We start from the raw sequence: 12,364 nt of genomic DNA, 5'->3' as shown, positions 1-12,364 counted from the left end.
AATGAATATCCGAGATTTTGAGTATTTAGTAGCTCTAGCAGAGCATAAGCACTTCCGTAAAGCGGCAGAGGCTTGTTTTGTTAGTCAGCCGACATTAAGTGGCCAAATCCGCAAATTGGAAGATGAGTTAGGTACGGCGTTACTAGAGCGCAGCAGCCGTCGAGTATTATTTACTGATGCGGGCTTACAGCTAGTCGATCAAGCCAAACGTATTCTGACGGAAGTGAAAACCTTTAAAGATATGGCAAGTGGTCAAGCAGGTGAAATGGTTGGTCCTATGCATATTGGATTTATTCCAACCGTTGGACCTTACTTGCTCCCTAAAATTGTGCCAATGCTAAAAGAGTCTTTTCCAGACCTTGAGCTTTACTTACACGAAGCTCAAACCCACCAACTTGTTCGTCAATTGGAAGATGGTAAGTTGGATTGTTTGGTGCTCGCTTCGGTAGCAGATACCGAAGCGTTTAAAGAGATTGAAGTGTACAACGAGCCATTGAGTGTCGCTGTACCTTGTGATCATGAGTGGGCGGAGCTTGATGAAGTAGACATGCTTGACCTTAATGGTAAAACCGTATTGTCACTCGGTGATGGTCACTGTTTAAGAGATCAAGCTCTTGGCTTCTGCTTTGCTGCAGGTGCAAAAGACGATGAGCGCTTTAAGGCGACTAGCTTGGAAACGTTACGTAATATGGTTGCAGCAGGGGCAGGGATAACCTTACTTCCTCAGCTTTCTTTGCCAAATGAGAAGAAAAAAGATGGTGTTTGCTATGTACGAGCAACTAACCCAGTGCCATCTCGAAGCATAGTTCTCGCTTATCGTCCTGGTTCGCCACTTCGTTCTCGATTCGAACAATTAGCTCGCGCTATTAGCGATGAACTTGAATCGCAAGTTAAATAACAAAAAGGGGTTGATACTATGTATCAACCCCTTTGCTTTTAAGCTTAGCTACTTTTACTAGAACAGAATCTTCTTCCCCATCTTCAGAGGTATAGATACTGTCTGTAATTTCACTTGTGACATACTCTGTTGGTTCTGTGCCTTCAAGGAAGTACTCAAACATTGAGCTTGAGTCGAACTTGTTGGTTAGTAAACCAGAGTCTCTATCGATACGTACTCGTACAATGTTTTCAGGGATGACTTTCTCTTGCTGTGGTAGACCAGCTAGAGCAGTGTGCATGAAGTCTACCCATGCTGGCTGAGCCGTTTTCGCCCCTGCTTCAGCACCTGAGATTTGGTCTTTACCTAAGTTGCTGTTTGGCTTAGTTCTACCAAGCTTTCTCGTATGGTCATCAAAGCCAACCCAAGCGATCGCAACCATTCCTGGACCGTAGCCGTTGTACCAAGCGTCTTTTGAGTCATTGGTTGTTCCGGTTTTACCACCAATATCACGACGTTTTAGTTTTTGAGCTCGCCAGCCGGTACCATTCCAACCAGTACCATCACGCCAGTTACCACCGCCCCAAACGTTGCTGTACATCATTTCACGCATTAAGAATGCCGTTTGCTCAGAGATGACTTGAGGCGCGTATTGTGGCTGTTCAGAATCTGTAGAAATGTCTTCCTCAGCGAATTCATTACTCGCGTTGCTTGTCTGTTCACAGTCCTGCTTACAAATCGTTTTCGGTGTTGCTTCAAACTCTAAGTCACCAAATGGCCCTTCCACTCTGCTGATGTAGAAAGGTTCTACGTAGTAACCACCATTAGCAAATACGGAATAGCCTTGTGCCATCTTAATTGGTGTTAAGCTACCTGCACCAAGTGCAATGGTTTCTGAGCGAGGCAATTGGTCAATTTCGAAACCAAAGCGAGTTAAATACTCACGCGTTTCATCAAGGCCAACTTCACGCAGAACACGCACCGCCATAACGTTCTTTGACTGCGCTAGACCGATACGTAGGCGAGTTGGACCTGTATACGTTGGTGGCGAGTTCTTAGGGCGCCAAGCTGTGCCTTGACTCTTATCCCATTGGTTAATTGGTGCGTCGTTGATAAGTGTTGCCAGCGTTAAACCTTGGTCAATCGCTGCCGCATAGATGAAAGGTTTAATACTTGAACCTACTTGGCGAACAGACTGAGTGGCGCGATTAAACTTGTTATGAATAAAGTTAAAGCCACCAACCAAAGAAAGGACTGCGCCATTTTCTGGGTTCATTGCGACGAACGCAGTATTCGCATTTGGTACCTGACTAAGGTGCCATGCCAATGAGCTTTCTTCATTGTCTGCATCGCTTGCGATTTGGCGAACCCAAATTTGCTCACCTACCGCTAAAACATCAGAAGCTTGGTTTGGTACAGGGCCTTGGCGATCATCTGTAAGGAACTTACGTGCCCATTTTATGCCATCCCATTCAAGCGTTTGTACTCCTTGGTTCTTAACCCAAACAGTTGCTTGTTTACCTTCAACCTTGGTCACGATCGCTGGAACTAATTTGCCATAAGTTGGCACGTTATCCAGCGTCTTATCAATCTTGGCGTCATCAAATGCGGTTTGGCCTTGTTTCCACAGAACCTTTTCAGCTCCACGGTAGCCGTGACGCTCATCATAAGTGAGTAAGTTATTGATGGCTGAATCGTTAGCCGCTGCTTGCAGTTTAGAATCGACAGTTGTGTAGATTCTCATGCCAGAGGTATATGCTTCTTCTTCGCCGTAGCGAGCTACCATCCAAGCACGAGCAAGCTCAGCAACGTATGGCGCACTTAGTTCAATTTCAGCACCATGGTAGCGTGAAACAATCTCTTCAGCGCGAGCCTCGTCGTACTCTGCTTGAGTGATGTATTTCTCATCAAGCATACGCAGTAGAACGACATTACGGCGGTTAGTTGCACGATCCACAGAGTAGATAGGGTTCATCGTAGACGGTGCTTTTGGCATACCAGCAAGGGTCGCGAGCTCACTCAATGTGAGATCTTGTAACTCTTTGCCAAAGTAAGTTTGAGCGGCAGCACCAAAGCCATAAGAACGATAGCCTAAGAAAATCTTATTGACGTATAGCTCCATGATCTCTTCTTTTGATAGAAGCTGCTCAATATGGATAGCAATAAAAATTTCTTTAATCTTACGCATAATCTTCTTTTCATTTGAAAGGAAGAAGTTACGCGCTAGCTGCTGAGTGATGGTACTCGCCCCTTGCTTTGCTGAGCCTGACATGGCCACAACAACGGCTGCACGTGTGATACCGATAGGGTCGATACCAGGGTGATCATAAAAACGACTATCTTCCGTCGCAATTAGGGCTTCCACAAGGTGTTGGGGAATATCATCGTAAGCAACAGGAATACGGCGCTTTTCACCAAATTGAGAAATCAGTTTGCCGTCTTGGCTAAACACCTGCATTGGCGTTTGCAATTTTACGTCTTTCAACGTCGCTACATCTGGTAGCTCTGGTTTGACATAAAGATAGAAGCCGAAAATAGTACCGACTCCAAGAATTATGCAAATCAATGTGAATATAAACAGTCGCTTTATGAACTTCACCGGATATTCCCTGATTAATAGGATTCACTTTATGCAAACCCTTGTACTTTAAGCTAAAAAAACTAGCTCAGTTATCTATGTGTTTACTTAACCATCAATTTAAACATATGAGCGAAGCAAAAAGTACGGAGCCAAGCTTCATGGGTAAATCATTAGTTACAGGCATTGATATTGGCCACCACAGTATAAAAGCTGTGGTTCTCAAGCCATACAAAGGCACATTTGCGCTTGTAGGTTATCAAGAACTGCCAATCGAATCGGACATTTTCACTGATAACCACATGTTAAATTATCAGAAAATTGTAAAGAAACTCAAAGAACTAAGGAAGTCTTTGCCACGATTTAGCCAGAAAGTTGCTTTGGCTGTCCCTGATAACGCTGTAATAAGTAAAGTATTACAAATAGATAGTGACTTAGAAACGCAAGAAACAGAGTTTGCAATCTTTCAGGCATTTTCTCACCAATCTCCCTTTCCTATCGAAGAGTTGAATCTCGACTTCGTCCAAATAGCGGGATCAAACACAAGCCTCAACACAACAAGCTTTCAAGTCTATGCGACGAAAAAAGAGGTGGTTGATAGTCGTATTCAAGCAGTAGAGAAAGCAGGCTACAACCCTGTACTGGTCGACGTACAAGCGCATGGGTTAACCCAAGTATGGCAATTGGCTGCCCGAATGCATCAACAACAGCAATGGATTATGTTGGATATTGGCCTGAGTCAATCCTCACTCTGTATCGACTTTATGGATAAAGCACCATTCTGTAAAGACATTCCCTTAGGCACACAAATCATAGAGAGTTTGGATAATGACGACTCTCTTTTACATAGCAGTACAGAGCGCTTCATTCACACTCTGGTGGAAAAACTACAGCGCAATGTTCAACTGCTAGCTTCAATGCACAATACTCGGGTGGAAGGTGTATGGCTGTGCGGCGGTGGTGCTATGACCCCAATGTTGGCTGAAGAAATTACTCGTCGCTTGAATGTCCCTTGTGAACTATTTAATCCATTAGCGCTTTTTGATGCCAAAGGTAATAAGCACTATGGTGATTTCTCACGCGGTTATGCCTATACCATGGCAGCAGGGTTAGCTATGAGGGGAATTGATTGGTTGGAGCATAAACATGCTGCATAACGTTAATTTATTGCCATGGCGTGATGACTTACGAATGCGTCACAAAAAACGCTTTGTTTGGCTGGTTATGATTGCGGTGCTGGTGGCAATTGCAGCGCAGTGGGGCGCAGGAAAGTACTTACAAAATCAAGCTCAGATCCAGCAATCGCGTTTGAGCTACCTGACATCTTATATTACTCAGCTCGATCGCCGGATTAACGAGTTAAAAATGGTTGAGCAAGACCATAAGGCGTTGCTTACTAGGCTGCAAGTTGTCGAGCAGTTGCAAGCGTTGAGAAATAAAACCACAGACTTTATGAACGCTGTGCCAAGCTACATTCCTGAAGGCGTGTATGTCGACAAAATAAAGATGAATGGCCACCACATCCAAATTTCTGGGATCAGTGATACCACCTCACGTTTAGCCACCATGCTCGACAACTTAGAGAAATCTTCCCTCCTGAGCAATGTAGAAATGCATTCAATCGTGCATGGAAAGGTACGTTTTGGTAAGAAATTTCAAACGTTTAATGTCTCTTTTTCTTTCGAGCCTATGTCCCAGCCAAAAGGAGTTTAGTGATGGCAAACTATGTCGATTTAGATATTGAGGAGATCGCTGAATGGCCCTTACTAGCCCAACTTGTTGTGATGGCACTCCTGATTGCGGCGATACAAGGTTGTGGTTACTGGTTTTATCTAAAGCCTCAATCTGAGCATATTGAAGAGCTAAAGAACAAAGAGCAGACACTAAGATCAACCATTGTGATTAAAGCGAACAAAGTGGCGACGTTGCCTAAGTTACAAGCGCAATTGCAAGAGCTGTCTGAGAGATATAATTACTTGTCGAAGCAGCTCCCTGTTCAGAAAGAGCTGGCGAGTATGTTGGCCTCTGTAAATGAGGTCGGTTTAAAAAACTCGCTGACTTTTACTCGTATCGATTGGGGGCAAAAACAAAACCAACAATTCCTCTACCGTTTGCCGCTAAACATTGAGCTGACAGGCGACTATCACAATATTGGTGACTTCACTCAAGCCATCGCAGAGCTTCCGAGGATCATCAACTTTGATGATGTTTACTGGCAGCGAGTGAGTCAAGAGAGCAGTACTCTCCATTTCCGAGTGCGGGCCTACACCTATCAGTTTAAGCCTGAGGTGAAAGATGAGCAGTAAAAGACTCGTTGTGTTGTTTTGTTGTTTGGTCTTAGGTGGATGTAAAGCGAATCAAGACTCTTTAGGTGACTACATTACCCAAGTTGAAAGTCAGGCCCGAAAAGATGTCATCGATTTGGCTCCTGTACTCGACTTCGACATTACTCAATATGCCTCTCATCAGCAGCGTGAACCCTTCGTTTTACCGCAAGAAGCACTCGTACTTAACCAACCAAAAGAGAAAACAGATTGTTGGCAGCCAAACCGGCGTAAAAAAAGCGGGGAACTAGAGCGTTATCCATTATCCAAGTTGCGCTTAAAAGGCGTGATGAGCAGTAACAACCAAATCTCTGCGTTGGTACAAACGCCAGCGGGAAATGTTTTGAAAGTGAATACTGGACAATATATCGGAGTCAACAACGGCAGAGTGACTCGAGTGACTGAAACGTACTTACAAATTAATGAAACCCTACCTGATGGATTGGGATGTTGGAATAAGCGCAACGTTAAGTTAGCGCTCAAGTAGATGTCAAAGGTTAGAAAACGAAAATGATAAAAGGACTTAATCAGAGGTTTCGTTGCTTTGTGCAAATGATATTGCTCTCGTGCGTTGCCTGTTTTTCTGGTGCTACGTTGGCGCAGCAAAGCGGTGAGAACTTGCTTAAAGGGATAGATTTTCGAGTGGATGCTCAACAACAAGCCAAGATCATCGTGCAGTTAGAACACCCGCAGGTCGCAGTCGATCTGAAAAAGTCTCCAGAGGGTTTAAACATAGAACTGCTGAATACCCAGGTGCCTGATGACAAACTCTATCTTGTCGATGTTAAAGACTTTTCCACCAATGTTGAGTCGATTGAAGTCTTTCGTAAACAGCCCAGTACCTTGCTCGTTGCGACCATTAAGGGCAATTACAGCTATGACTACAGCTTAAATGGCAACTACTTAGAAGTTGTGGTTAAAGCGATAAAAGCTGAAGAAAAGCCCAAGCAGAAAAGTATTCTCGAAAAAGAAGGCAAAAAAATATCGATTAATTTCCAAGACATCCCTGTACGCAATGTTCTACAGCTTATTGCAGATTACAACGACTTTAACCTCGTCGTTTCTGACTCCGTCAATGGAAATTTAACGCTACGACTTGATGGCGTCCCTTGGCAGCAAGTGTTGGACATCATCTTAAAAGTCAAAGGGCTTGATAAACGTGTTGATGGCAATGTTGTGTTAATTGCACCCAAGGCCGAGCTGGATGCGCGTGAACGTGAGATCTTGGAAAAAGCTCGCCTGGAAGAGGAGCTTGGTGATCTTAGCTCAGAAATCATAAAAGTGAAGTTTGCCAAAGCCTCTGAAATTGCAGATATGATCGATGGGGAAGGGACAATTAGTATGCTTTCAGAACGTGGTTCATTAAGTGTGGATGAAAGGACTAACGCTCTGCTAATTAGAGACCTAAAAGAGAATATTGATGTCGTACGTGAGATCATCGCTTCGCTGGATATTCCGGTTAAGCAGGTTCAAATAGAAGCGCGGATTGTGACGGTCAATGAAGGTAACTTAGATGAACTAGGTGTTCGGTGGGGTTATAGCAATACTAACGGCAGTACCTCTATTGGCGGCAGCATCGAAGATAACGTTTTTGGTGTTGTGCCGATTGATGACATGCTCAATGTGAATTTGGCTGCAACCTCAGCCAATGCTTCAACAATAGCGTTTCAAGTAGCTAAATTAGGCTCTGATATGCTTTTGGACTTAGAGCTTTCAGCATTGCAGCGTGAATCTAAAGCGGAGGTTATTTCTAGCCCTAGGCTTATTACCACTAATAAAAAGCCAGCCTACATCGAGCAAGGTACTGAAATTCCTTACTTAGAATCCTCATCGAGTGGGGCGACCAGCGTCGCGTTTAAAAAAGCGGTACTAAGCCTAAAAGTGACTCCGCAAATTACCCCTGACAACCGTTTGGTCCTTGATTTGAGTGTTACCCAAGACAGACCTGGTGACATTGTTAAAACGGGCACTGGTGAGGCTGTTGCGATTAATACCCAGCGTATTGGTACACAAGTTCTGGTAGAAAACGGTGAAACGGTGGTGTTAGGTGGTATTTTTCAACACAGTGTGACCGACGCTGTTGATAAGGTTCCACTGCTGGGCGACTTACCCGTACTTGGGGCGCTTTTCCGCCGAACATATCAACAAATGGGTAAAAGTGAACTGCTTATTTTTGTAACGCCCAAAGTCGTAATTCAGTAAGAATTGGCTGAGGTGCAAAAATAAATTTGCATTAATGGCACCTTATCTAGATAATTTCGGGTCTTATCACGAATTATCTGTGAGGAATAGGTGCCACAAGCATCTCTATTGCTAGTTTCTAACTGGCTTTTCTTGTGGCGATGTCATTGAATTAACGTTGTAAATTACTGCTAAACATGGCTGAGAAACGCAATATTTTCCTTGTTGGCCCAATGGGCGCCGGCAAGAGCACAATCGGTAGACACCTAGCTCAACAACTTCATATGGAGTTTGTTGATTCTGATACCGTTATTGAAGAACGCACTGGCGCAGATATCGCTTGGGTATTTGATGTTGAAGGCGAAGACGGTTTCCGCAAACGCGAAGAATCTGTGATTAATGATCTAACTGATGAGCAAGGCATCGTTCTTGCGACTGGTGGTGGTTCAATTAAGAGCAAAGAAAACCGTAACCGTCTTTCTGCGCGCGGTATTGTTGTTTACCTAGAAACAACAATTGAAAAGCAACTTGCTCGTACTAACCGCGACAAGAAGCGCCCATTACTACAAACTGATGATCCACGTGAAGTGCTAGAATCTCTAGCTGGAGAACGCAACCCACTTTACGAAGAAATTGCGGATTACACAGTACGTACAGACGATCAAAGTGCAAAAGTGGTAGCCAACCAGATCGTAAAAATGCTAGAAGAACGTTAAGACTTTTTTTAGCAACTGGAGAATACCCATGGAACGGATTACGGTCAGCTTAGGCGAACGTAGCTATCCAATCTCAATTGGCGCCGGATTATTTGATGATCCGGCCCACCTTTCTTTTTTATCAAGCAAGCAAAAAGTCGTCGTGATTTCTAATGTCACGGTCGCTCCACTTTATGCAGATAAAATCTTTTCTCTCTTAAAGCAATTAGGCTGTGACGCATCGTTACTTGAATTGCCTGATGGCGAGCAATACAAATCACTCGAAACGTTCAATACCGTAATGAGCTACCTGCTAGAAGGTAACTTTGCACGTGATGTCGTGGTCATCGCTCTTGGTGGTGGTGTGATTGGTGATTTAGTTGGCTTCTCTGCAGCATGTTATCAACGTGGTGTAGACTTCATTCAAATTCCAACTACGTTGCTGTCACAAGTAGACTCCTCAGTCGGTGGTAAAACAGCAGTCAATCATCCACTAGGCAAAAATATGATTGGTGCTTTCTATCAACCTAAAGCAGTAGTGATCGATACTGATTGTTTGAAAACACTACCTGAGCGTGAATTTGCCGCTGGCATCTCAGAAGTGATCAAGTACGGCATCATTTACGATCAAGACTTCTTCGTTTGGCTGGAAGAAAACCTCGATAAACTGTACCAACTGGATGAGCAGGCACTGACATATGCCATCGCTCGCTGCTGTGAAATCAAAGCAGAAGTTGTCGCAAAAGACGAAAAAGAGTCTGGTATTCGTGCATTGCTGAACCTAGGTCATACATTTGGTCATGCGATCGAAGCAGAGTTAGGTTATGGTAAGTGGTTGCATGGCGAAGCGGTTTCTTCTGGCACAGTTATGGCCGCGAAAACGGCGCAGCTTCAAGGACTTATCAGTGAAGAGCAAGTTGAGCGAATTATCTCTATACTGAAAAGAGCCAAACTGCCTGTACACACACCTGAGCAAATGTCGTTTGCTGATTTTATGCAGCACATGATGCGTGATAAGAAGGTGTTAGCAGGTGAGCTTCGTCTTGTATTACCTACCAGCATAGGTACAGCGGATGTAGTAAAAGGTGTGCCAGAGTCGATTATTGAACAAGCTATCGACTTCGCCCGCACTGTTTAAGTCTTCTTGTTTGTAGTATCAACCGAATTTTATGAGTTCGACTCAAAGACGGTTGATACTGCGTGATGATCGTTGGGATATTGTGAAATGAGCTTAGCGCGTGATCCACGTGTGTTGGAGTTAGACTCGCAGGTTGAACTGCTAGAGCGGTTGCAGCTTCTGACCAATTTTGGTTCAAACCTCGTTACCATTGGTGGTGACAAAGGGGCGGGGAAAACTTGGCTTGCGCAATATTATCTTGAAGCTTGGGCACAAGATAAAAATCAGTCGCTACTGATGTGTTTTCCAAACCAAGATGATGATCAGCGACGCTCTACCATTCTGACTCAGCTTATATCCGAACCGCTTTTCAATCCTGCTGACTCTATCGTTGAGTCCTTTTCTCGTTTAATGAGTGGTGAAACGTGCGATATTGTTATTGCGATTGATGATGCGCATTTACTGAGTGAGTCTTTCATCTCAGAGCTTTGGATGTTGGTGTTGGAAGCTCAAGTTAACCCTGGGTGGACTGTTAATGTCTTGCTGTTTGCTCAGCCAAGTAGTCTAGATGCATTGCTGACTCGGTTGAGCTATGGTCAAGAACACAAGCCAATTGACTTGGAAATTGAAGCACTTACTCAACAAGAAGCCGATCGTTTTTTTGAACATTTGGTGATTCGCTTTGTCGAAGACGATATGGAAAAGCGTGTTCGTAATGCCTATCGAACCGTAGCTCGACGTCCAGGTGAAATCATGGCACTAGGGGAACAGAAAGTGGAAAAAAGGATTATTATCCGCTCGATAGTAGGCTCGCCTATTAATATTGCTTTGTTAGTGGTCATTCTGCTGGTGATTATCGGTGGCGGCTATTGGTGGATGATGTCGCAACCATCGCCTGATGATAAAGCGCAACAAATTACTCAGTCGATTGAGCAAACCGTGATCCCTACGTTACCGGAAGTTGCTTCTGCAGCGGACTCTACGTCTGAAGTTATTGAGCCTGAGCTAATTGTTGACCCTACTTTAGCTAATGCTGAAGATGACTCTAGTGCTTTGCCGCCTGATGTCACTGAGGAAGTGTCGAGTGTTGGTAACACCGATGACGACCACCAACGAGTCGTAATTACGTCAGATGTTGTTGATGCTCTAATGGAAAATAAGCCACAAAGCGTCGATACCAGTAAGATTGATGCGGTAGTTGAGCAGTCAACGGTTACTGAGCCTGTCGCTGAACCTGAAGTTGAAAGTGAGCCGGAAACCCAAGAGCAGCCTCAAGACACCGTTATCAAGTTCTCATTTACAAAAGATGAGCTGAAGAGCTTCTCGCCACGCAGTTATACACTTCAGCTAGCAGCAGTCAATTCGTTGCAAGAAGTGCAAAAGTTTATTGACCAATATCAGTTAAGTAATCAAGTCTTCATCTATCCAACAACCCGTAATAATGTTGATTGGTACATTATTACTTATGATAACTATCCAACCATTCAGGTCGCGCGTGACGCAGTGCAAAGTCTCTCTTCGGAGCTGCAAAACCTCGAACCTTGGGCAAAATCTCTCAATCAAGTTCAGCGTGAAATAGAACGTGGCAACTAAGATGGCTCTATTCTTGGTTAGAGCCAGAAAATAGTCTGAGATTAATTACAAAATATGTTACATTCCGCAGCCTTAATTTGTGGTTGATAGATAGAGCAGTAGATGAAGAAGCAGCGTGCCTTCCTTAAATGGGCAGGTGGAAAATACGGACTTGTCGAAGATATCCAGCGTCACTTGCCAGAGGCACGTAAGCTGGTGGAGCCGTTCGTAGGTGCTGGTTCTGTTTTTCTCAACACTGACTATGACCAGTATTTACTGGCGGATATCAATCCAGATCTGATCAACCTCTACAACCTGCTTAAAGAGAATCCGCAAGAGTATATCTCTGAAGCTAAGCGTTGGTTCTGCCCTGAGAATAATCGTAAAGAAGCTTACCTACATATTCGTGAGCAGTTCAATGCAACCGATGATGTGATGTACCGTTCTCTAGCATTCCTTTATATGAATCGTTTTGGTTTTAATGGTTTGTGTCGCTACAACAAGAAAGGCGGCTTTAATGTACCATTTGGCTCGTATAAGAAGCCTTATTTCCCAGAAGCAGAGTTAGAGTTCTTTTCAGAGAAAGCCAAGAAGGCGACGTTTGTTTGTGAGGGCTACCACGAGACCTTCAAACGAGCGCGCAAAGGCAGTGTCGTTTACTGTGATCCACCGTATGCGCCACTTTCAACAACCGCCAACTTCACCTCTTATGCAGGGAATGGCTTTAGCCTCGATGATCAGGCGGCACTGGCTGATATCGCAGAGAAAGCCGCGACTGAGCGCGGTATTCCTGTACTGATTTCAAACCACGATACCACGCTGACACGCCGCCTATATCATGGCGCAGAGCTGAATGTGGTTAAGGTGAAACGAACTATCAGTCGTAATGGTGCAGGGCGTAACAAAGTCGATGAACTTCTTGCGCTATTCAAGCCTGTTGAAAGCAAATAATCACATTTCATCACACTTCTCTATCTTCTGATCTCTAGCTTAGGTAGAATTGCGCGCAAAGTTTCTTCA

General features: G+C 44.2%; 11 protein-coding genes. 10 read left to right on the top strand and 1 reads right to left on the bottom strand.

Going from position 1 to position 12,364, the window contains the following annotated elements:
* Position 1 precedes the first annotated feature (1 nt).
* Positions 2–898, top strand: a complete 897-nt coding sequence (gene oxyR, locus AAFX28_RS23000) for a DNA-binding transcriptional regulator OxyR (RefSeq protein ID WP_408690810.1) — start codon at positions 2–4, stop codon at positions 896–898.
* Positions 899–914: 16 nt separating this feature from the next.
* On the opposite strand, the gene AAFX28_RS22995 is transcribed toward oxyR, so the two are convergent.
* Positions 915–3,476, bottom strand: a complete 2,562-nt coding sequence (locus AAFX28_RS22995; RefSeq protein WP_408690809.1) for a penicillin-binding protein 1A — start codon at positions 3,474–3,476, stop codon at positions 915–917.
* Between the two features lie 140 nt (positions 3,477–3,616).
* On the opposite strand from AAFX28_RS22995, the gene pilM reads away from it, so the two are divergent.
* From pilM to AAFX28_RS22950, 9 genes are all read left to right on the top strand, one after another.
* On the top strand, positions 3,617–4,612 hold the full coding sequence (pilM, locus tag AAFX28_RS22990) for a type IV pilus assembly protein PilM (RefSeq protein WP_408690808.1): 996 nt from the start codon (positions 3,617–3,619) through the stop codon (positions 4,610–4,612).
* Entirely contained in the window at positions 4,602–5,168 is a 567-nt protein-coding gene (locus AAFX28_RS22985; RefSeq protein WP_408690807.1) for a PilN domain-containing protein, read from the top strand. Before pilM ends, AAFX28_RS22985 begins: the two co-directional genes overlap by 11 nt.
* A 2-nt stretch (positions 5,169–5,170) precedes the next feature.
* A complete protein-coding gene (locus AAFX28_RS22980) occupies positions 5,171–5,761 on the top strand; it encodes a type 4a pilus biogenesis protein PilO (RefSeq protein WP_408690806.1) in 591 nt (196 codons plus the stop codon).
* The gene (locus AAFX28_RS22975) at positions 5,751–6,266 is read left to right on the top strand and encodes a pilus assembly protein PilP (protein WP_408690805.1); all 516 of its coding nucleotides are present in this window, start codon (positions 5,751–5,753) and stop codon (positions 6,264–6,266) included. Before AAFX28_RS22980 ends, AAFX28_RS22975 begins: the two co-directional genes overlap by 11 nt.
* 23 nt (positions 6,267–6,289) lie before the next feature.
* Entirely contained in the window at positions 6,290–7,981 is a 1,692-nt protein-coding gene (locus AAFX28_RS22970; protein ID WP_408690804.1) for a type IV pilus secretin PilQ, read from the top strand.
* 176 nt (positions 7,982–8,157) lie between these two features.
* Positions 8,158–8,676, top strand: coding sequence for a shikimate kinase AroK (aroK, locus tag AAFX28_RS22965; RefSeq protein WP_004415935.1), 519 nt, complete (start codon positions 8,158–8,160; stop codon positions 8,674–8,676).
* A 28-nt stretch (positions 8,677–8,704) separates the two neighbouring features.
* Positions 8,705–9,793, top strand: a complete 1,089-nt coding sequence (gene aroB, locus AAFX28_RS22960; protein ID WP_408690803.1) for a 3-dehydroquinate synthase — start codon at positions 8,705–8,707, stop codon at positions 9,791–9,793.
* Positions 9,794–9,880: 87 nt separating this feature from the next.
* Positions 9,881–11,365 carry an SPOR domain-containing protein gene (locus AAFX28_RS22955; protein ID WP_408690802.1) on the top strand — a complete coding sequence of 495 codons (1,485 nt, stop codon included), beginning with the start codon at positions 9,881–9,883 and terminating at the stop codon, positions 11,363–11,365.
* Between the two features lie 102 nt (positions 11,366–11,467).
* Positions 11,468–12,295: a Dam family site-specific DNA-(adenine-N6)-methyltransferase gene (locus AAFX28_RS22950; RefSeq protein WP_408690801.1), complete on the top strand. Its 828-nt coding sequence runs from the start codon at positions 11,468–11,470 to the stop codon at positions 12,293–12,295.
* Positions 12,296–12,364: the final 69 nt, after the last annotated feature.

Origin of the sequence: Vibrio sp. TBV020 (genome assembly GCF_046056895.1) — a bacterium.
Lineage (GTDB): Bacteria > Pseudomonadota > Gammaproteobacteria > Enterobacterales > Vibrionaceae > Vibrio.
Note: the sequence above shows the minus strand (reverse complement) of the source record. Positions and strands in the feature narration are given on the sequence as shown.

What these genes read in the sequence shown, in the direction of transcription:
- AAFX28_RS22975 (WP_408690805.1), top strand. Translation starts at nt 5,751, where the DNA reads ATGAGCAGTAAAAGACTCGTTGTGTTGTTTTGTTGTTTGGTCTTAGGT.
- AAFX28_RS22950 (WP_408690801.1), top strand. Translation starts at nt 11,468, where the DNA reads ATGAAGAAGCAGCGTGCCTTCCTTAAATGGGCAGGTGGAAAATACGGA.
- pilM (WP_408690808.1), top strand. Translation starts at nt 3,617, where the DNA reads ATGGGTAAATCATTAGTTACAGGCATTGATATTGGCCACCACAGTATA.
- AAFX28_RS22970 (WP_408690804.1), top strand. Translation starts at nt 6,290, where the DNA reads ATGATAAAAGGACTTAATCAGAGGTTTCGTTGCTTTGTGCAAATGATA.
- aroB (WP_408690803.1), top strand. Translation starts at nt 8,705, where the DNA reads ATGGAACGGATTACGGTCAGCTTAGGCGAACGTAGCTATCCAATCTCA.
- aroK (WP_004415935.1), top strand. Translation starts at nt 8,158, where the DNA reads ATGGCTGAGAAACGCAATATTTTCCTTGTTGGCCCAATGGGCGCCGGC.
- AAFX28_RS22980 (WP_408690806.1), top strand. Translation starts at nt 5,171, where the DNA reads ATGGCAAACTATGTCGATTTAGATATTGAGGAGATCGCTGAATGGCCC.
- AAFX28_RS22985 (WP_408690807.1), top strand. Translation starts at nt 4,602, where the DNA reads ATGCTGCATAACGTTAATTTATTGCCATGGCGTGATGACTTACGAATG.
- AAFX28_RS22955 (WP_408690802.1), top strand. Translation starts at nt 9,881, where the DNA reads ATGAGCTTAGCGCGTGATCCACGTGTGTTGGAGTTAGACTCGCAGGTT.
- oxyR (WP_408690810.1), top strand. Translation starts at nt 2, where the DNA reads ATGAATATCCGAGATTTTGAGTATTTAGTAGCTCTAGCAGAGCATAAG.